At 42.9% G+C, this 21,235-nt stretch carries 14 protein-coding genes; 9 read left to right on the top strand and 5 right to left on the bottom strand.

Going from position 1 to position 21,235, the window contains the following annotated elements:
- The first annotated feature begins 97 nt into the window (after positions 1–97).
- Together DP114_RS02965 and DP114_RS02960 are read left to right on the top strand one after the other, a co-directional pair.
- A complete protein-coding gene (locus DP114_RS02965) occupies positions 98–325 on the top strand; it encodes a hypothetical protein (protein ID WP_169267609.1) in 228 nt (75 codons plus the stop codon).
- A complete protein-coding gene (locus DP114_RS02960; RefSeq protein ID WP_171975411.1) occupies positions 318–2,153 on the top strand; it encodes a PRC-barrel domain-containing protein in 1,836 nt (611 codons plus the stop codon). Before DP114_RS02965 ends, DP114_RS02960 begins: the two co-directional genes overlap by 8 nt.
- A 300-nt stretch (positions 2,154–2,453) precedes the next feature.
- On the opposite strand, the gene DP114_RS02955 is transcribed toward DP114_RS02960, so the two are convergent.
- Positions 2,454–3,257, bottom strand: a complete 804-nt coding sequence (locus DP114_RS02955; protein WP_169267611.1) for a hypothetical protein — start codon at positions 3,255–3,257, stop codon at positions 2,454–2,456.
- A gap of 371 nt (positions 3,258–3,628) precedes the next feature.
- Between DP114_RS02955 and DP114_RS02950 the strand changes: the two genes are divergently transcribed.
- The 4 genes from DP114_RS02950 (at position 3,629) to DP114_RS02935 (ending at position 6,801) form a co-directional block, all read left to right on the top strand.
- Positions 3,629–3,784 carry a hypothetical protein gene (locus tag DP114_RS02950; RefSeq protein ID WP_169267613.1) on the top strand — a complete coding sequence of 52 codons (156 nt, stop codon included), beginning with the start codon at positions 3,629–3,631 and terminating at the stop codon, positions 3,782–3,784.
- A 549-nt stretch (positions 3,785–4,333) separates the two neighbouring features.
- The gene (locus DP114_RS02945; protein ID WP_169267614.1) at positions 4,334–4,507 is read left to right on the top strand and encodes a hypothetical protein; all 174 of its coding nucleotides are present in this window, start codon (positions 4,334–4,336) and stop codon (positions 4,505–4,507) included.
- Positions 4,508–4,631: 124 nt separating this feature from the next.
- Positions 4,632–5,783 carry a cupin domain-containing protein gene (locus DP114_RS02940; RefSeq protein ID WP_171975410.1) on the top strand — a complete coding sequence of 384 codons (1,152 nt, stop codon included), beginning with the start codon at positions 4,632–4,634 and terminating at the stop codon, positions 5,781–5,783.
- Positions 5,784–5,823: 40 nt separating this feature from the next.
- On the top strand, positions 5,824–6,801 hold the full coding sequence (locus tag DP114_RS02935) for a sucrase ferredoxin (protein ID WP_171975409.1): 978 nt from the start codon (positions 5,824–5,826) through the stop codon (positions 6,799–6,801).
- Here DP114_RS02935 and DP114_RS02930 read toward each other — a convergent pair.
- Together DP114_RS02930 and DP114_RS02925 are read right to left on the bottom strand one after the other, a co-directional pair.
- Complete coding sequence (locus tag DP114_RS02930; RefSeq protein ID WP_171975408.1) at positions 6,755–7,216, bottom strand: GNAT family N-acetyltransferase; 462 nt, start codon at positions 7,214–7,216, stop codon at positions 6,755–6,757. The genes DP114_RS02935 and DP114_RS02930 overlap by 47 nt on opposite strands.
- 146 nt (positions 7,217–7,362) lie before the next feature.
- On the bottom strand, positions 7,363–9,747 hold the full coding sequence (locus DP114_RS02925; RefSeq protein ID WP_171975407.1) for an ATP-dependent helicase: 2,385 nt from the start codon (positions 9,745–9,747) through the stop codon (positions 7,363–7,365).
- 136 nt (positions 9,748–9,883) lie between these two features.
- Here DP114_RS02925 and DP114_RS02920 point away from each other — a divergent pair, with 136 nt between their 5' ends.
- Positions 9,884–11,593 (top strand): glycosyltransferase family 39 protein, encoded by a 1,710-nt coding sequence (locus tag DP114_RS02920; RefSeq protein WP_171975406.1) that lies wholly within the window; start codon positions 9,884–9,886, stop codon positions 11,591–11,593.
- Positions 11,594–11,721: 128 nt separating this feature from the next.
- On the opposite strand, the gene DP114_RS02915 is transcribed toward DP114_RS02920, so the two are convergent.
- Complete coding sequence (locus tag DP114_RS02915) at positions 11,722–13,485, bottom strand: serine/threonine protein kinase (RefSeq protein ID WP_171975405.1); 1,764 nt, start codon at positions 13,483–13,485, stop codon at positions 11,722–11,724.
- 199 nt (positions 13,486–13,684) lie between these two features.
- Positions 13,685–15,763 (bottom strand): BamA/TamA family outer membrane protein, encoded by a 2,079-nt coding sequence (locus tag DP114_RS02910; RefSeq protein ID WP_171975404.1) that lies wholly within the window; start codon positions 15,761–15,763, stop codon positions 13,685–13,687.
- A 159-nt stretch (positions 15,764–15,922) separates the two neighbouring features.
- On the opposite strand from DP114_RS02910, the gene DP114_RS02905 reads away from it, so the two are divergent.
- Together DP114_RS02905 and DP114_RS02900 are read left to right on the top strand one after the other, a co-directional pair.
- A complete protein-coding gene (locus DP114_RS02905) occupies positions 15,923–17,296 on the top strand; it encodes a lipid-A-disaccharide synthase-related protein (protein WP_171975403.1) in 1,374 nt (457 codons plus the stop codon).
- Between the two features lie 408 nt (positions 17,297–17,704).
- Positions 17,705–21,220, top strand: coding sequence for a two-partner secretion domain-containing protein (locus DP114_RS02900; RefSeq protein ID WP_171975402.1), 3,516 nt, complete (start codon positions 17,705–17,707; stop codon positions 21,218–21,220).
- Positions 21,221–21,235 lie beyond the last annotated feature (15 nt).

Raw genomic sequence — 21,235 nt, 5'->3', positions numbered from 1 at the left:
TTTGAATCGGTTGAATTGGAGTTGTCATAACTCACTGAGTTTTTCTTACGTGGATAGTTATTTTGTGATTTGAATTTTGGAGCAAAGGAGCCATGTCATGCCAAGACTAGTGGGTCGGCGTTCTAACGCAAGTTTATACGTCTTATCTGTTTTTATTGTTGCGATCGCAATAGTAGGAGTACTTCAGTACTCTGGTGTCATTAATATTCAGAACTTGGTTGAGCAGACGAAAGTCAGGTTTCACAAGAGTAGCCTGCCGAATACGTTTGGTATTGCTAATTTACATGATAAACAAATAAGTGCCAAGAGGTTTGAAGATGCGTAAAGGAATCGATTTAATCGGTAAGGCTGTCATTACATACGACACCGGAGAACAAATTGAGCGGGTTCAAGATTTAATTTTCGATCAAGACAGCCATTCGCTTCTGGGACTACTTGTGGATGAGGGAGGGTTATTTCGTGCTACCCGCGTCATTCCATTCACTAGTATACAAGCAATTGGTCCTAATGCAGTCGTTGTACCATCCAAAAAGGCGATTGTGAAACTCAGGGCTGTGCCTGAAATCAGGGCGATAATGAAGCGCAATAATGTGCTTAAGGCAACCCGGATTTTCACAGTAAATGGGCGCGATCTAGGTGCTATGGTTGACCTTTACTTTGACGAGCAGACAGGCTCTGTTGAAGGCTATGAAGTCTCTGGCGGTTTGTTTGCAGATGCCTACTCTGGTCGCTCGTTTCTTCCTGCTCCTCAAACCCTGAAAATCGGTGAAGATGTGGCATTTGTACCAGTAGAAACAGCCGACGTATGGATGCAGGAGCAAGTTGGCGGTATTAAGGGGGCTGTTCAGGCTGCTGGTGATGGCTTGCAAGTCACGACTGCTATAGCTGGTCAGAAGCTTCAGGAAGCGACTCAGACTGCAACAGAAAAATTGCAAGAAACAACAGAGGCTGTTGGTAAGCGACTACAAGATGTTAATCAGGCAACTGTTACCTCTATTACGAATGCGATTGTTGATCCGGCTGCACAGAAAGCCTTCGTGATTAGTAAAGTTGCAGAGCAAAATGTGGTTGCTGCGGATGGAACACTATTAGTTATGCAGGGACAGGCAGTTACCTTCTTGATTGCACATGAGGCTGAGCGCCTTGGTATGCTTGATCAACTCTACCGGGCAACAGGAGGTCCTGTTGTCGAGGTGCTAAGCCGCAAGATACAACAGACAGCCAACACAACCAGCGCACAATTCCAAGAAATTGCAGACACTACCAGTCAAAAGTTACAACAGGGTGCTGACATTGCGAATGAAAAACTACGAGAAATGACTCGTACCGCCGCTGCTAAGTTAACAAATGCAGTGGTTGATCCAGAAGAACAGAAGGCACTTATCATTAACAGAGTAGTTGAGTGTGATGTCATTGCACCAGATGGAACGTTGCTGATTGCTCAAGGTCAGTTAGTCACATTAGAGATTGCTGATGAAGCTGAGCGTCAAGGTGTGCTGGATCAACTGTTTCGCGCAGCAGGAGGTAGCTTATCAAGCGAGTTGAGCAACTTAACAAATAACTTCCTTGCAGGTCATGTGGTTGAACAAGCGTTAGGTCGGCGTGTACATCATATCGTTCAGACTAATGAAGCATTAGTCGTGGCTGCGCCGGGACAAATTGTCACGCCGGAAGTGATCAAACGGGCGCAGACTTATCAACTTGAGCAGACTTTACTCAATGCTGTTGGTTTAAGCTCAACTGAAGCCGCTTATGCCAATGCCAACAAAACATTTGCAGAGGCGAGTGATCTCGTCGTGGATGGTGTCATTCAAATACGGGACAATGCAAGTACTCTGTTAGTAGTGCTCAAAGAAAGGTTTGAATATTTACGTAAACATGCACTTCAAGTCCTAGAAGAACAACGGATGAAGCAAGCCTTGGGACGTCCAGTGAATCGAATTATCCTTGACCACAAGGATAACATCATTCTCAGTCCTGGTGATGTCATCACTCATCGTGCGATTGAACTTGCTCGTCAGGCTGATGTACTTGATATCTTATTTAGTTCTGTATGGAAGACTTCTGAACTTGCAGCTACCGTACTATTGAACTCATCGCCAAAGGCTGAGGTCAAAACAATTCAAAATTCAAAATTCAAAGTTCAAAATTAAGAATCCCAGGGCAAACGCATCTTAATTAGTCTTGACAAAAAGCTTAATTAGTGTGTTAACGGACAAACAAGAATTTATTGTTTGATTGGTTTTTCAGGGGTTAAGCGATACGCCCTTGGCGTCTGCGCTCCGCGCAATCGCTTAACATATTGTCAATAAACGGGCATTAATGCGATTAGTTTGGGGTTTATTGACATTTAGAGGCTCTTGTTGACAAGATGCGTTTGCCCTGTTAAGAATCCCCATCGATTTGGGGGCTTGAAACATTGAGTAGGGTGGGCATTATGCCCACCCTTTTATTTAACTTTTAAGCCCCCCGCTGATTTTGGGATCTAATACCAGTTGTGAACCGGATTCGTTGACATGGTATGTCCAAGATTGTCTGCCAACTTGGATAACAGCTTCCCAGCCTTTAATGGGGTTATATTCTTTGGTGCAAATTTCGCCAAATTTGAATTCGCAGGGATTACCAAAGGTTTTGGGTATGGCTTTGCTAACTTTTAGGTTAGAAGTTGGTATTCTGGAACGCTTGGAGGCATCCCGTAAAATTGTATCTTCGATTTCTTTTGGGAGTGCGCTTGATTGTGATGTACTCACTTTTGGATCTAATACCAGTTGTGAGCCGGATTCGCTAACGTGGTAAGTCCAAGAATTATCTCCCACGCGAACAACCACTTCCCAACCTTTAATAGGGTTGAATTCCCTGGTACACACTTCTCCAAATTTGAAGATGCAAGGATTACTGAAGGTTTTTGCTGTAGCTTCGGTAATTTGTAATTCACGAATTGGTACGCCGGAACGATTGGATGCATCACGCTTAATTGCATTTTCTATCCGTCTTGGCAGATCGTTTGAGTTCTGGTTTGTGGTTTGGGATATTTGAATGGTACTGTAGCTTGAGTTCTGGTTTGTAGTTTGGGATATTTGAACGCTGCTATAACTGCTCTGTATCTGCTCCTCTTCCCCAGAAGCAGCAGCAGGATAGTTTCCAACCACTCCGAGTCCACTTGAGAACAGACTCGTTAAGGTTAAAGTCAACAAAATTCCTTTCGGGGACTTGAGGATTTTGTTAAGTGCAGGATATAGTTTGTTTATGTCTTTCATAGAACACCTTGAAGATTGAATCAATCAAATCGCGACTGAGGGTAATGCCCCTAGCGCGGTTTTTGTCTGTTTTGCTTTCGCTCTATGATTAGAGACTACAAACCCAAGTTTCAAAGTTTCGGCTGATGTGCCGGTTTTGTTTCTGTCTTCTGCTGCATTCCTCCATTCCAAATGAAGCGATTACTAAAGCGATTAATGGTGCAAACACCGATCATAAGCGAGTTTCCTTTGATATGATGGCTTGCCTGGATGACGACTGGAAAGTTAAAAGAGCGCAGGAGTTAGCAGATATGGGAGCGAGCTTAGTCAGTTGTCATACGGGTTAGAGTGAACAAGCGGCTGGAAAGAACCCAAATGTACTGATTAGAAAATTGTCTGAACAACTGAAATATACCTCTACTCAAGTCATCGCTATGGGAGGACTCAAGCCCAGCAATCTAAAAGACTTGAAACCGTATGTTGAGCAGATTTTTGCGATCGCTGTAGGAAGTGCGATTACCAGAAGCAAAGATCCAACGTTGCGATAAGCGAAGCTTAACGGCTAAAGCCGTATCGCACAGTTCCAACTCGAAATGAATCAATTAAATTCACGTCCACTTTCTAATGCTCCGTGGGCTGCGATCAAACGATAACAACAACAGCTAGTACCATTAACCAGGATGAGGAAAAATCTATGCTCATATAAAAGTTGGGTAACGTTTATACTCTACCTAACCGAAATCTCTGTCACATTTTCTTTTGATATTGTATCATTCATAACAAAAAAAACAAGAAATTGTATTATTAAAGACAAATAATAAAAATTATCTATTATTCTAAATTATACAACTAGATATAAGCGAATCGTCGCTATGGCAACATTTTCCTAGTAAAATACCAGTTAAGCTACCAGTTAAGCTTAAAATTACTGGTGTATGGGCTTGAAAGTATTAGTATTATCTATATTAGTTGGTAATAACTTGCATTTGTTGCCCAGTTCAGTTACATTCAAGATGAATACCAAGTTTCAGTTCTTGATCTTTTCATCAAGAACTAAAACTTGGTGGATACCTGAGTAAGACATTCGGAGAGGAAACATGTTAAATCAATTTGAAAAAAATGCTCAAAAGCATTCCCGTTCCAGCAAAATTCAAGTTGAAATCAAAGAATTGGCTCAGCCACTCAGCAAAAATACGACTGCTCAGTTAAATACTGATGCGGATGGCAGTGACTTAAATACTGATGCGGATGGTAGTGATTTGAGCAGCTAATAGTTGCTAATTATCCCACTAGATTTAAACGCTAAGGAGTAGGTGCAATGACACCCCTACTCCGATTTATAATTGATTTTCATTATTTTTTTGTAAATTTATTGAGAAAAATTATAAATTAATCATGTTTAGAGATATACTAAAGCCATATAATGTTGAAGAGTTTTTCAAAAAGAATTGGACAAGCGAAGCAGTGTTTATCTCTAGTGGAGACGAAACGAAATTTGCTAACTTGTTTTCTTGGGAAAAACTCACAGATCTTTTGAACTTTCATCAGTTCAAATACCCTGACCTCCGTTTAGCATTAGATGAAAAAGTCTTGGATGAAAGTGCAAATGCTAATATCATCCAGCGATGCCAAGAAGGTGCAACTCTAATCCTCAACGGAGTACATAAGCTAATTCCAGAACTGGCTACTTTCGCCGAGCAAATCAAATATGATTTTGGATGTGGCGTACAAGTAAATGCCTATTGTTCCTGGCCAAAAAGACAGGGTTTTTCTTCTCACTATGACACCCATGAAGTCTTTATTTTACAAATAGATGGTACAAAGCAATGGTATGTATTTCGTGACACTATAAAGTATCCTTTAGCGGAACAGAAATCATCTTCTTTCTCGCCTCCAGAAGAAGAAGCTTATTTAATTTGCACTCTCAAACCGGGAGATGTTCTTTATATTCCTCGCGGTCATTGGCATTATGCAGTTGCTGTTGATCAACCATCACTGCATTTGACTTTAGGGGTGCATTGCAAAACGGGTGTTGATTTTCTGGAATGGATAGTGAACGAACTGCGTCAGCAGGAAGAATGGCGCAAAAGTCTGCCATTACGTGTAGAGACAGCGGCTGCACAGGGCTATGTAGATAGCTTAATTGAAAAATTAAGTAAACATATTGCTCATAGCGATCTTTATGATGATTATATCAGTTATATCGAGAGCTTCGACAAAGCGATCGCTCGCTACTCTTTACCTTATCAAGCTGGATTTAATATCTTTGAACAAGGGACACAAACCAAGTTCAAAAGTGCCAAGTTTCAGCGATTTAGAATTACCGAACTGCCTGATGGCAGTGGCTACAAAATTGTTGTAGCTGGAAAAGAAGTATCTCTAAAAGGGGTACCTCTCTCTCTTGTGGATAATTTATTCACGGGAGAAATATTTACAGGGAATGATGTGCTCAATTGGTTACCAGATTATGATTGGGAAATTGATATTGTTCCTCTTTTATCTAGCCTGGTCACTGAAGGCATCATTTTTGTTCATACCTCTACGTAATATCCTCATTAATCTCAAAAAAACACTTACTACGACATAAATGAATACTTTGTTTTGTTCTGATAATTCACGCCAAATAGGAGAAGACATTATTGGCAGCGCCACCAATAACGAGACTTACATATTGGTTGAGTGCCCTACTCCCTGGACATCAGAAGCCTTCAATTCTAAATGGGTTCCAGAGAATTTGAAGCTTTTAGTTGAAAAGTGTAAGTCGGCTAAAATTCCGGTAAGATTCCTTTTAATTGCTAATAACTCATCACATAAGGTAGACAGTACAACTGTATTAATTTATCAGAAAAAAGAAGGATTTAGTAACGGATACCACAAACAAGAGTTTCATCTGGCACATATTGAGCAAGCAGCAGGAGTTGTCAGAAAATGGTTATCTGGTCACTCTAGTAATTATGAAGTCAAAAGCAGTGCAACCAGGGATATTTTAGTATGTACCCACGGTAGCCATGATCTTTGCTGTGCTAGGTATGGTAATCCCTTTTATTGCCAAGCTGTAGCGATGTGTGATAACTTGTGCTTGGACAATGTTCGGATTTGGAAATCAAGTCACTTTGGTGGACATCGATTTGCACCAACAATAATAGACTTGCCAGAAGGAAGATTCTATGGTGCCCTCGATCAAGATTCATTTCGGTCGATTTTGACGCGAACTGGTGATATCAACTGTTTGAATAAAGTTTATCGAGGTTGGGGAATTCTGCCAACTTCTATTCAGGTTTTGGAAAGAGAACTCATCCTCCAGTATGGATGGGATTGGTTTGATTACAAAGTTGCAGGCAGAATCATTGAGCAAAGTTCAGATAACACTACAATTCTAGCTGAACTAACTGTTGAAAAACCTGATTGTTCTCTTGACACTTACCAAGCTAAGCTTGTGAAAAATGAGAGTGAGAGTGTTGTGCTGCGGGGTTCTTGCAATGCCAAGAAAGAGTCATTGTTCGTTAAATACTCTGTAGCTAATCTCTCGGTTTTCTCTGAGACTGTTGCAGCTTGTATTGCATAAAAATATGACTCACATTCAAATAATCAAATGGCTCCCCTAGTTCGCAGAATCCTAGTCGCTTGTAAAAGTTGACAGCCTCAATTCGTGACATTAATCTTAAAGTATTAAGATTTTTTTCTGGGGCTATTTCTATCAATTTTTCCATGAGTTTTGTACCAATGCCTTGACGGCGAAACTCAGGTAAGACAGCGAGATAAGCAATACTTCCCAATTCTTTTGACAGTAAGCGCAGTCTCGCTGAACCAATCACTTTGTGATCACAAACAGCAACTAGATGAAAAGCGCTATCTTCATGCTTGTCTTTTTCTGTTCCTTTGTCCATTCCTAAAGGTCCTCTCAAAACAAGCCACCTTTGGTGGAACATATCATCTAGTTCTTGTTTATCTTTGACGGGACGCACCTCGATGTTTTGCATTGAAATAAAAGGGGTGTAAGTGTAGTAGTGTAGGGTGGGCACTGCCAGTCAGATCCTGCCTACTATATTAGGGTTTTAGTAGCAGTGCCCACCCTACGTGTGTTTCTACCTCTGCACAATACCAGATATTTGTCAATGCGTAAGTTCTAGTTTCGTACACTTTTGGGAAACTGCCGCTTTAGTGCTGGAAATACCGGACAAGGGGTTTGTTCTTGTAAGTTTTCTGGTTTACTCCAGGTGAAAGGAGCTTTTTTTGCAGCAGACATCCATAACAGACGCTTTGCTCGTGTCATAGCAACATAGAGTAAGCGGTATTCTTCAGCTGTTTTGAGGTGTTTTGCTTGTTCCCAAGCTGTGGTGATGCTGGGTAAGGTAGATTGACCGTGTAGAGCAGCGCGAATTTGGGCGCGAGCAACTTCTGATAAAGTAAAGTTACCCAGAAACTGGCTTTGAGGAGGAACCCAAAATCTACCAGGAATTAAGTTTTCATGGAGAAAAGGCATGAAAACGTAGTCCCAATCTAGCCCTTTTGCTTTGTGCATGGTGATGATTGTCAGTTGACCGTTACGGGTGTATCGTTTTTCTAAGTCTTCTGTTTCTACTGGTTCAAAGCGTTCGGAACTGACGATTTCACTTAATACATTCAGCATTGAACCCATCGAAGTATTACCAGCTATTTGCTGGATGACTCTTTCTGCGAGTTTGTCGGCTGTTGCGAGTTCTGCTTGCTCATATTTTAATGTTAGGGCGATGAATGAAATTAACTGGTACAAAGGTAGTTCTAAACGAGCACGAAGTAAACTTCGACAAAGATGAGCAGCTTTTTGGACTGGTTGTGGTTGAGGTGAAGCTAAAGGAGTAGGATACAAAAATTCTTCTGGTAAAGTTGCAAGGGCGTTGAAATCCTGGGTTTCAATCAAACGCCGTTGTAGAAGAACTTCTAATGTTCTTTTGAGGTAGTCGGGAGAGTGGGGGCGATCGCAAAATTGTAAAAGTGCTAAAACTTCTTCTGGTACATGAGAATGGCGATCGCGCTCCCCCACATCATACACAGGAATGTTATGCTCTTTACACACAGAACTCAGCGCTTGTGCCAACCACCGTCCCTGACGATGTTCCCGTACTAAAATCGCTGCACTAATATTGTCGGGTTCTTGAGAAAATAACTCTACAATCCTCTGGGACAGCAACTCGACGGTGTGATGAATGTCACGTGGTGTGTACAGTTCCAATCCTAGTCCCACAGCTTGGGGATTGACATCAGCTTCACGGTGATTAGGTTCAACGGGGCGAATTCTTTGGAAACGAAAAGGAGTGGGAGGAGTCTGGGAAAATTCTTTGTTGATCTGTGTTTCCCTGTTATTATCCTCTTGTTGTGTGGTTTTCACGTAAAGACTATTTACCCACTCTAAGACAAAGTTGGCGGCGTCGATGATAATTTTCGTGCTACGACCAGCTTGATCCATTGTTACTAATCGTTGCTGGGCGTCGCAATCTTTGCAGAATTGCCGAAAATAAATCGGATCGGCTGGGGTAAAGCTTGAGTTAATCGCTTGGTTTGGATCACCAACGCGAATCATATTTGGTGGTTCGTCAAGATTATCGGCGTCTTTGGCGAGAATTGTTAATAGCTTTGTTTGCAAGGGACTCGAATCTTGGGCTTCGTCTTCAAAGACGGCGAAAACTTTATTTTGCTCGATTTTACGGGCGTTGTCGTTTTCCAAAACACGCAGGGCGGCTAAAATCATGTCGTCGTAGTCAATGAAGTCACGCGATCGCATCAAATTCTGATATTGCTCGTACAACCCAGCAGCAATACTTAAGATGTTATATTCGTCTGTGCCTTGTTTGCCAGTGGTTTTTTTGCCAAATTCACGCAAATCTTCTGGTAATAAACCAGAACTCTTTGCTTCATGAATAACTATAGTTGCTAGTTCTGGCAAGACTTCTGTCCGCAATACCGACTGTCGCCGCAGTCTTTCTGTTTCTTCGCCGTCAAATTGAATACCTTCTAATAACCGAGAATAGCGCCCCGGAGCGGTGGCAATCCATTGCTCTACAGCAGTCCTAATAAATCTATGACTTTGATTTGGTGTAATTAAAGTGACGTTATCTAATTCTAAACCTGATAAATTAGGATAACGGCTAGCTATGTTCAACGCCAGACCATGTAATGTATTGACACTAAAGCCAGTTTGGGGTAGTGATAATTCTTTTAAGTATTCGCGGATTTTGATTTTAATATTAGCAGCAGCTGAGCGAGTAAAAGTAACAACAATCAGTTGACGACGGATGTTTCGACGTGATTGGGCAGATTGTTCATACTGATGGGCGATCGCAATTGCAGCTGCTGCAGCCATTCCGGTAGATTTGCCAGCACCAGGAACTGCTGACACAGCTAGTGAACCGGAGTTCCAGTCAGCCATACGCTGCTGTCCTTGGCGCAGGGTATTACGGATATTTGCTATGCCTGTCTCTTGTGGGGAAGGTACAGGTAATGTAGATTCTATAGATTGAGATTCTTTAGGCACTGATTTTTAATATAAGCGTCTTAACCTAATAAGATTTTAGATTTTGAACCGTAGATGGAAGCAGACGAATGCAGATAATGTTTAGATTTTTCTCTGCGTGCATCCGTGTGCATCTGCGGTTGTAATTTTAGAAGTAATGGCTAATCGTAAATTTTATCTACATTATCTGGCTTTGGTTGGGGCGATCGCCCTCGGTGCAATTTTACGCTTTTGGAATTTGGATCTTAAACCTCTGTGGATGGATGAGGTGATTACTGCGATTTTCAGCTTGGGCAAAAGCTACAACGATTTGCCTTTGGAAGTGGTGTTACCTCTAGAACGCGTTAGCGAGATTTTTACTCTTCAACCGGGGGTGAGTTGTTCTGAAATTGCTAAGAATATTGCGAGTCAGTCTACTCATCCGCCGCTGTTTTTTTGTGGGATGTACAGTTGGTTGAAGTGGTTGAGTCCTTTGGGAAGTGTGTGGGTTGCGAAGTTGCGATCGCCTGCAGCGTTTTTTGGTGTGTGTGAAATTATAGCAATTTACTACGTTAATCGTATTGCCTTTTTTCGGTCTGCCGGGATAATCGCAGCAGTTTTTATGGCTGTTTCCCCTCTGGCTGTTTACCTTTCCCAAGAAGCAAGACATTACACTTTGCCGATGTTCCTCATCACTTTAGGTTTACTTGGGCTGGTGCAAATTGTCAAAGATATTGAAAAGCGGCAAAAAGTGAGATTGTGGGTTTTGCTGGGATGGGCAATCATTAACAGTATTGGTTTTTATGTTCATTACTTTTGTATTCTTGCTTTTATTGCTCAAGTTGCTACGCTACTAGTGCTGATGTGTTGGCGAAGAGGAAATCTTCTCAACAAGCGCCAAATTTGGCTAGCACTCATTGTATCTGTGAGTTTTGTTGCAGTTAGCTTCCTGCCCTGGTTACCAGTTGTTTTGAATAACTATAACCGTTCTGAAACCAGTTGGCTTGATCCTCCGCAAAATATTTCCCCAGTTTATCAAACTCTGATTACGTGGCTGCTGATGGTGATTTCTCTTCCTGTGGAAAAGCAGCCACTTGCAATTGCAGTTTTATCTGGGTTGTTAATGCTTTTGTTTGGTATTTGGGTGGGTTGGCAAGTTTACAAAGGTTTAAAGCAGCTATGGTGTAAACAATCAACGCATTTAGCGACACTCACGCTGCTTAGTTTCTCTGTGTGCGTGTTATTGGAATTCTTTGCGATCGCCTACTTCTTGGGAAAAGATATTACTGCTGTTCCCCGCTATCACTTTGTTTATTATCCCAGCTTTTGTGCCCTAATTGCTGCAAGTTTCGCTCAAATCAACAAGAAAGAAAAAAGAAGACATTTCATTTTCAATCAGAAGTCTTCATGTTTCATCATTTTATTCGTCGGATTTTTTAGTTGTGTTCTTCTTGTTTTCAACTTAGTATTTCAAAAACCATTTGAGCCGGAACAAGTGGCGCGAAATATGAATCAAAATCCTTCCATTCCTCTTTTGATGGTAGTGGGATACAGAGATTACCAAGATCTGGCGTTAGGCTTAAGTTTCGCTTTAGCATTAGAACCACTTAGGGAAGCAGAAAAATATTCCTCCTCTGATGTTGCTTTCTTCAAGCAATCACCAGACTTTGCTCCTGTCTTGCAAAAACTTTCCCAACTTCCTCCACCAACTGCAACTGATCTTAGTTTATGGCTTGTTGGTCCAGGTAGAAAACGCAAAGACTATCCGCAGCAGATAACACTTTCCCAGAAAATGACTTGCACTATAGATTCTTTGCAGCACTATCGGATTGGTGTTCCTTATCAATTGTATCGTTGTGGAGTTTCAATTCCTGATAAGACTTTGTAAAAAATCTAGATCGCGTGGTGCGGGTGAATGCGGATAACCTCAATCGCATTATGCGACTCGGATGACAAATGATAAAGGACTACTTTCACAAGTTTGCAGCGCATGTTGAATGCGCCGCAGCCTATGAGCTAATTATCACCAGTTTCTGAATTATCCAATGCCTTGTCTTGTGTAGGAACAACAATATCAGGAGAATCAAATTGCTTTGGTTGCGCAATAGATGGCTGTTCTGGTACAACAACAGGAGAATTCTTGAACTGGTTGACTGGTTGCGATGATTCAGACGCACCACGATAAGATGGTCTGTTATTTACTGAAGATTCTGAGGAGGTTTTGCGAGATTCGCGGATTGCTCGTAGTCGCTCTGTCAGTGAAGGTGATGAAGTAGTCTTAGGCTCAGTTTTAGTAGTAGATCCAGAAGCTTCCTGTTGTGAGTCTTGTCGGTATCGGCGACGTTGGAATTTTCTGGAGTCGGTTTGGGACGATTCTTTGCTCACATTGCTGTTATCGTCCGATTCGTTTGTAACATTCCTTCTATAGGATCTCCGATAAGATTGTCTTGTCACATTGCTGTTATCAGGAGTATCGTCAGCTGAAACACGACGGATACGCCGACGGCGTGTTGAAGTAGAAGTAGATGCAGATTTCACTTGCGAGGAAGTATTATCTTCTTTCTGTTGAGTACTAGTTTGTTGAGTTGTATTAGTTTCTTTAATAACAGGCGATGGTGTTAGGATGACTGTAGGTTTCGCCTCGTTAGGATCATTCTTTTCGACAACAGTTTGTGGTTGTGGAACTGATGAGCTTGGTCTAGTTTTAGTCAACAAACTTGTGATACCAAAACCACCTGTAATACCCAAAAGAGCTATACCCGTTGCTATCAGTGCTTTAGGTGATGAGGTAATTTTTTTAAATATGGCATTACCTGAAGGTGGTGCGGTTGGCGTGCTCACAGATGCTACTTGTTGTGGCACATTTGGCACATCTGGCACATTTGGCACATCTGGCACATCTGGGTATGGCTGATTAGATAAATTGATAGTTGGTACTACTGATGTCACAAGCAATTGGTGTACACCACTTTGAGTGTCAGGTAATAGCAGTAACCACTCTGCTACTGTTTGCGGACGAAAGCGAGCGTCAGTAGCCATACCACGAATGATTGCTTGATTGACAGCAGCACTCAAATGGGGTTGTAAGTCTCGGGGGGAAGGCATTTGCTCGCGATCGCGCAGAAGTGCTGGTATAGGCACTTGTGCTGTCAATAATGCATACAGTGTTGCTGCTAAACCATAAACATCAGTTGCAGGACTGCGGGTTGCTTGCGACAGATACTGCTCAATTGGTGAATAACCCTCAGAAACAATACCCGTGTGAGTTTGCTTGACACCATTGTGAAATTCCCGTGCAATCCCAAAATCAATCAGTATTACCTCTTGCGTTCCTTCACGAAGAATGATATTATCTGGTTTCACATCCCTATGAAGCAAGCCATTTTGGTGTACAACCTGCAACGCACCTGCTATTTGCTTAATGTAATGAATTGCTTTATCCTCTGGCAAAGGTATCCCTGGCATGACATATGCCTCAGCCAAAGTTTCACCAGGAATATATTCCATCACCATGTAGGGTAGTCTGTCTTCGACAAAAAAGTCGCTTACCCGGACAATATTCGGATGGATACAAGTTGCTAATCGTCTTGCTTCGTCTTGAAATTGACGCTCAAACTTAACATAATCAGGATGCTGTCGCAGCTTTTCATTGAGAGTTTTAATCACCACGACCTGATTGAGGAAATTGTGAGTTGCTTTGAACGTAATGCCAAAGCCACCTCGACCGATTTCCTGGTTAATGGTGTACTTACCACTCTGCAATGTTTTAGTACTTAGCATAGAGAGTCCTGATTAGTAAATATGTTAGTACTGCTTTTTTTATAGAAAACCGGGAACTATAAAAGTTCCGGTTTTGACTCCTGAGTCTAACCCGAATTTTGAGGAATATCAAACCATGTTCAATACTTAACCCACACAACAGTTTTATTTTTCTTTTGTTATTCCTTATAGTATCCTTATCACTTAAAATTATCCACTTTTAAAAGCGCTGACCAATACCAAAATGAACGCGGCTTTCTCCCTGGTCATTCAGCCCAAAGTCAGCCCGAATTAAGCCTAGAGGTGAGTCAAAGCGGACTCCAGCACCGTAACCAAAACCAGTACCAGGTTTATCACGAACTCCTGCAGGGTTACCCAACACAGACTCACCAGAACCTAAGTCTGAGGCAAAATCAGCAAAGAAGACACCTCCCAATGCTTGGACAATCGGAAAGCGATATTCTGCCGACGCCAACACATAAGTGCGACCACTAGCAACATCACCCTCACCATAACCACGTACTGAATTGACACCACCTAAGTTGAAACTTTCATAAGGTGGTAAATCACCAAGGACAGTACCAGCTTGGACATTCAAGGCGAAGACTTGTGGTTTTTTGGATTCAAATAACTTTACGGGCATAAATTGGCTATAGTCTGCCTTTACGCGGTTCATAGAAATTTGTCCTTCCCCAAGAGGGATGGATTGTTCGGCACTGAGTTTGAGAATAGAACCATTGGTTGGATTGAAGGGATTATCTCGCTGGTCTTTGGTGGCGCTTAAGGATACAGTTGTCAGGTCATCAATACCAGTCCCGCTAAAAGATAGAGGATTTCCCTTTTCATCAGTTGGGGTAACTTTACCATCGCGATCGCGAAGACTAACACGAGTATAGTTTAAGCCTAAAGAAGTATTCCAACCATCAATCGGGCGCTGCAAGCTAACACCACCCCCAACTCGACCTTCCCGGATTCTATCGCCATTTGCAAATTTGATGTCACCATCAAAAGTTTCAGAAAGTCCCCGCTTGCGGAACGCACTCACACTATAACCAAAGGCGTCTGGATTGGTTTCCCGGTAGGGACTTGTAAATTTAGTATCAAATTGAAAGTCACGCGCACCAACTTCAAGATTAAAACCGAAAATATCGTTAACGCCACCAACATTTTGATCTCGGTAAGTTAATGTACCAACTATCCCTTGATCGGCGTTATAATTACCACCCAAATTAATAGAACGCGCCCCTATTTCCTTAAGTTCGTAAACGACATCCAGTTTTGTCGCATCTCCTTCAAAAGCAACATTGACATTCTGAAATAATCCTGTCTTATACAGTTGCTGTAAATCTTGTTTGACTAAGTTTTCTTGATAAACTTGTCCTGGCTTAAACTTAAGCTGTTGCTGCAAGAAATCTGTTTTTGTACGTCCTTGGACTGGTTTATCCTTGCTATCAACTGTTTTGCCTTCTTCGTTCACAAAACGAAACTTGATATTGTTGACAACACCTTCAGCAACATTCAAAGTCAGGATTCCTTCAGCGCTGGGCCGAATCGATATAACTCTTGCAACTTTATAACCTTTGTCAGCGTACCATTTATTAATATCTTGGACTACTTGTTTGAGACCACTGGGACTGATGACTTTTCCTATTTGAGGTTGAAAGCGTTCCCTGGCGACTTCATAAGTTAACACGTTTGCCCCGGAAAGTTGTAGAGAACGCACAACAACTGGTTGTACTTGGTACTCTACATTTAAGCCAGTTGGCGTAGAACGGCTATTAACACGAGCATCCGTAAATAAACCAGTCTCCAAAATTGCTTTAACATCTTTTTGTAACTGACTTTGACTGATTTGTGCACCGACTTGAGTGTTGATGACACTGCGAATCGCCTGCTGCAATTCCTCATTCGCACCGACGATGTTCACTTGTGCAGCAGTGACTCCTAAGTTATTACCACTAGCTGGAGATGAGCCAGATGAGCCAGATGAGCCAGATGAGCCAGATGAAAAAGTTACTTCCCTTGTCTGCTCCTCCTTTTCAGTAGTTATCACCACCGGTTTACCACCAGTAGTACTTTGCACGTTGCCAGATTTCTGAGAGAATTGTCCAATGACTACTGTCTCTGGGGGTGCGATCGTTTCTATCTTAGCTGGCGCTTCTTCGGTCACTGGCACCACTACGTTATCAGGTTTATCAGCTTGCTCAGAAGTATTAGAGGGTGCAGCAAATGCTTGCTGATTAGCATTGCCAGCTGCCAAAGTCACTAGAGTAAAAATTGCCGCAGAAGAAACTCGCATAATGATAGTAGCCTTATAAACTGGGAGTTAGTTCGTACTTTCGTACTGAGGTTTAGTAATGGGGACAGTACTAACTTCCAGCTGCATCGCCGATTTATTTATACCCCCATTCAATTCCTCTTGCGGCAAACGACAGTTATTTTAAAGTTTTTGTTTCTCATGAGTGATTTATCACCATCATCGCTAACCTCTGATATCGAAAAAAATACTCCAGGCTTACGGTTACTTGTTTTAAGCAACGGACATGGCGAGGATATTATTGCAGTCCGTATTTTGCAAGAACTTCAGCAACAACCCAACCCACCCGAAGTCTTTGCTTTGCCCTTGGTGGGACAAGGATACGCTTACCACGGGTTGGATATTCGCCTCATCGGTTCGGTACGTACAATGCCTTCGGGCGGTTTTATTTACATGGATGGACGCCAATTTGTACGCGATGTACAAGGTGGTTTGTTACAACTCACCGCCAGTCAAATGAACTCTATACGTCATTGGGTAAATACTCAGAAAAAATCAGGCCACAAGATAGCTATATTAGCAGTGGGCGATATTGTACCACTGATTTTTGCGCGGTTGAGTGGTGCTAACTACGGCTTCGTAGGCACAGCGAAATCTGAGTACTATGTGCGAGATGACGTGAATTTCTTAAAACGTAAAAAGAAAGGAGCATGGTGGGAAAGTTTTTCTGGCTCAATTTACCATCCTTGGGAACGTTGGTTGATGAGTCAGCAGCGTTGCAAAGCTGTGTTTCCCAGAGACTCGCTAACAGCAGAGATATTGAAAAAGTGGGCGATTCCGGCTTTTGATTTGGGTAACCCGATGATGGATGCTTTGGAACCAACAATTTCACGTCCAAGATTTTATGGTGCTCATATAGAAAAGCAAGAATTAGCTCGACCTTTAGTTGTGACTCTGCTTCCCGGTTCTCGTCCGCCAGAAGCATACGCTAACTGGCAGCAAATGATGATTGCTGTCTCTGCATTGATGGCGCTTTGGGAAGAGGAAAAGTTTGTGGGATATAGTTCTCAAACTCTTGTGTTCTTGGGTGCGATCGCCCCCAGTTTACACTTTGACAGTATACGCCTAATTCTCGAATCTCAAGGCTGGCAACCCCACGCTCAACCTCCAATCAAAATCCCCGACAAGGATTGCTTGACATTTAAGCAAAAAAATGCGTTCTTTATTTTATCGCAGAATGCTTATAACGACTGTTTGGATCAGGGAGATTTGGCGATCGCAATGGCAGGGACAGCAACAGAGCAATTTGTGGGTTTAGGCAAACCTGCGATTACTATCCCTGGACATGGTCCCCAATTTACCTATGCCTTTGCTGAAGCACAAAGCCGTCACTTGGGGTCATCTGTGATTTTAGTCGAAGAACCAGCAGAAGTTGCTAAGGTGGTGAAATCACTGTTTGCCAACCCAGACAAATTGCAAGCAATTGCAGAAAATGGTCTACGACGAATGGGTAAACCAGGTGCAGCCAAACGAATCGCTGAGTATTTGATGGAGTTGTTGTGGAATAAAGATTGATTTTTAATATCTGGTTCGGTTAATTAGTTATGATTTTCGCCCTGATCTGAACCTCACCCCGCCCTTACGGGCACCCCTCTCCTTATTAAGGAGAGGGGAGGTTTTGGCGTAAGCCAAAGCCGGGGTGAGGTAACACGCGCGTTGGATTCATGGGTGTGACCTCACCCCGCCCTAACGGGCACCCCTCTCCTTATTAAGGAGAGGGGAGGTTTTGGCGTAAGCCAAAGCCGGGGTGAGGTAAAGCCCGAATCGTGGGTGGTATGACAACACTTTGTCACAAAAAATTACAAACAAGCATTAAGAGCCTACAAACCTGATATTAGTACTACTGAGGCATCATTTTGCTTATTGTAAAGTCTTTTTTCCAACCTCATATTCAATATTTGTAAAATCCTGAGGATAAAACCGGTGCATCACCCATTATTTTTCCTTACCTTACCCCTTGCAACCGTATTCAGCTTGACCTATCTTAGCGTAGCAAAAGCACAAATCACTCCTGATAACAGTCTCGGTGCCCAACCTTCAGTAGTTACTCCCAACGTCCAAATTAACGGCACCCCTAGCGACAGGATTGATGGAGGCGCAATTCGTGGGGACAACCTGTTTCACAGTTTTCAGGAATTTAATGTAAATGCTAATAGAGGAGCTTATTTTTCCAATCCAGCAGGAATTGCAAACATACTCACCAGAGTGACTGGGGGGAATATCTCGAACATTCAGGGTGTTTTGGGTGTGTTGGGCAAAGCGAACCTATTTTTGATTAACCCGAATGGAATTCTGTTTGGACCAAATGCCCGATTGGATGTGGGTGGTTCTTTTTTGGGAAGTACGGCAAATAGTTTGATATTTAAGAATGGATTTGAGTTTAGTGCGACGAATCCGCAAGCACCACCATTGTTAACTATAACTGCTCCGGTTGGGTTGAGCTATCGGGAGAATTTCAAAAATATCACCACTCAATCCACGACAACTCAATATCCTATTCTTGAAGTACCTGAAGGACAAACTTTAGCATTGGTAGGTGGTAACGTCATCTTAGATCGTCCTGATTTGCTTGCACCAGGAGGACGAGTTGAGTTAGGAGGATTATCTGCTCCTGGGACGGTAGGACTCAATAGTGATGGAAGTTTGAGTTTTCCTGTGGGAGTCCAAAGAGGTGATGTATCGCTGACGAATGAGGCGAGGGTTGATGTTAGTTCAGGCGGAGGCGGTAGTATTGCAGTCAATGCTCGCAATTTAGATATTTCGGGAGGAAGTATTCTTAGGGCTGGAATAGGAAGTGGTTTGGGGACAGTTGGCAGTCAGGCGGGAGATATTACGCTGGATGCTACAGGAAATATAAAAATTGTAGGGAGCTATGTATTCAATAATGTGCGATCCCAAGGAGTGGGCAATGGTGGCAACATCAATATTACAACTGGTTCCTTGTCTTTAACCGATGGTGCTCAACTGAATGCCAGCACCTTGGGACTAGGAAATACAGGCAATGTGTCGGTACGAGCGTTAGGTGCTGTTGAGCTTGCAAACACTGCTTATATCTTCAGCACTGTGGAAGCAGGTGGTGTGGGCAAAGGCGGCAATATCGACATCAGGGCAGCAACACTATCTCTTAAAGATGGTGCTCAGCTGGCAACCATAGTTGGTCAAGCATCTGACACTCAACCAGCTGGAAGGGGGAATGCAGGGAATGTCACTGTTGATGTCACAGGTCCTGTGACGATTGCCGGGGTCAAGGACGGATTTCGCAGTGGGATTTTCAGCAATGTGAGAACAGGGGCGACGGGCAATGGGGGAAATATTGCTATTTCCTCTGGTTCCTTCTCTTTAAGTGATGGCACTCAGTTGAGCACCATCACCTATGGACAAGGAAATGCAGGCAATGTGTCAGTGCGAGCGTCCGATGCAGTTTTGCTTGTCAATGCGGACATCTTCAGCACTGTGGAAGCAGGAGCAGTGGGCAAAGGTGGCAATATCAACATCCAAGGGGCTTCACTTTCCCTTAAAGATGGCGCTCGACTTGATGCCAGCACTCGTGGACTGGGGGATGCAGGCAATGTCACTATTTTCTCTTCCCGAAGTGTCTCATTTGAAGGTGTTGGTAGCAATGGTTCACCCAGTGGTGTATTTAGTACAGTACAGCCAACAGCAACGGGTGATAGCGGTAGTATAAGGCTACAGACAGGAACGCTTTCAGTTACTAATGGTGCTGCAATCATTGCCAGTACGTTAGGAAAAGGGAATGCAGGCAATGTCAATATTACAGCCAGCGATACAATCTCTTTTGATGGAATTGGTAGCGATGGTTCTCCTAGTGGCATATCCAGTTCAGTAGGTTCTGGGGTAGTTGGTGGAGGTGGTGGTATCAAGATTGAACGGCAAGAGGTCAATGGTGTGCAAAAAGGCGTAATTGAGCCGCAAGTTCGCTTCAGTATAACCATTGAGCCGTTTCGCAATGCTTCTTTTCCTGATGCCGTTGGTAACAGTGGAAACATAGATATCACAACAAGGTCGCTTTCAGTCACCAATGGTGCAAGACTAACTACTAGCACTTTTGGACGCGGAGATGCGGGTAATATAGCAATTCGAGCCAGCGACAAAATCTCGTTTGATGGAGTTAGTAGCCGTGATGGTTCTCCTAGTGGTGCATTTAGTGCAGTGGATTCTAGCTTTTTCGGGAGAGGAGGGGATTTAAACATTACAACAGGGTTGCTTTCAGTCACCAATGGTGCTCAGTTAGTAACAAGTACTCTGAAAAAAGGCAACGCAGGCAATATTACACTCAATGCCCGCGATGCGGTTTTTGATGGAGTTAATAGTAAAGGCTCTCCCAGTGGCGTGTTTGCTGCAGTAGATACCAATGCAGAAGGAAAAGGCGGCGACATCACCATAAAAGCAGAATCAGTTTCACTCACCAAAGGTGCTCAACTGGCTGCTAACAGTCGTGGGCGAGGGGATGCAGGCAAGATCACAATTACAGCCAGCGACACTGCTTTATTTCAAGGAATCGGTAGCAATGGCGTTCCCAGTCGTGCATCTAGTGCAGTAGAAACTGGGGCTGTCGGAAATGGAGGAAATTTGACAGTTGTTGCTGGACGCTTCAATGTCCTTAATGGGGCAGAGGGAACCGTAAGCAATCTGGGAAGCGGTAATGCAGGCAACCTAACAGTGAGAGCTAATTCTATCAATCTTGATGATCAAGGGAAACTCACTGCTAACTCTGCAAACGGTATTGGAGGTGATATTATACTGCAAGCACGAGATTTACTGCTACTACGCCGTAATAGCCTCATATCCGCCATTAGTGGTACTTCAGGAAGTGCTGGACAGGACGGCAATATTAACATCAACACTCAACTTTTAGTCGCCTTCCCTCAAGAAAATAGTGATATCACTGCTACTGGCTTTGGGCGTACTGCGGGGAGTAATGTTCAAGTTAATATATCAAAACCAGGAGGAATCTTTGGTATTGAGTATCAGCCACAATTCACCCCAAATAGTGATATTGTCGCTACTGGAACAGTCACGGTCACCAGTATCGATCTTGACCCTACCCAAGGGTTATTTGAATTAACAGAAACTGTGGTTGATCCGGCACAGCAGGTTGCTCTAAATCCGTGTATCAAAGGTTTTGGTAGCACTTTCACCATCACCGGACGCGGCGGACTGCCAACTGATCCAAATAAAATCCTCAGTAGTGACAATGTGCGTGTTGATTTAATTCAGCCTGTCCCAACTAAAGTAAGTTCAACAAGTACAAGACAAAAGCAGCCATCTCAAAAGCCACCTGTCAAACAGATAATACCAGCACAGGGTTGGATATATAACGAAAAAGGTCAGGTGGTGCTGGTTGGTTATGATCCTACTAAGACTGGCCCACAGCGTGAGCAGCCAGCGCCTAATAGTAGCTGTGCTGCAGTGAAATAAGATATGTAGAACGTT

The organism is Brasilonema sennae CENA114 (assembly GCF_006968745.1).
GTDB classification, from domain to species: domain Bacteria; phylum Cyanobacteriota; class Cyanobacteriia; order Cyanobacteriales; family Nostocaceae; genus Brasilonema; species Brasilonema sennae.
This window is presented reverse-complemented; position numbering and strand designations above follow the sequence as displayed.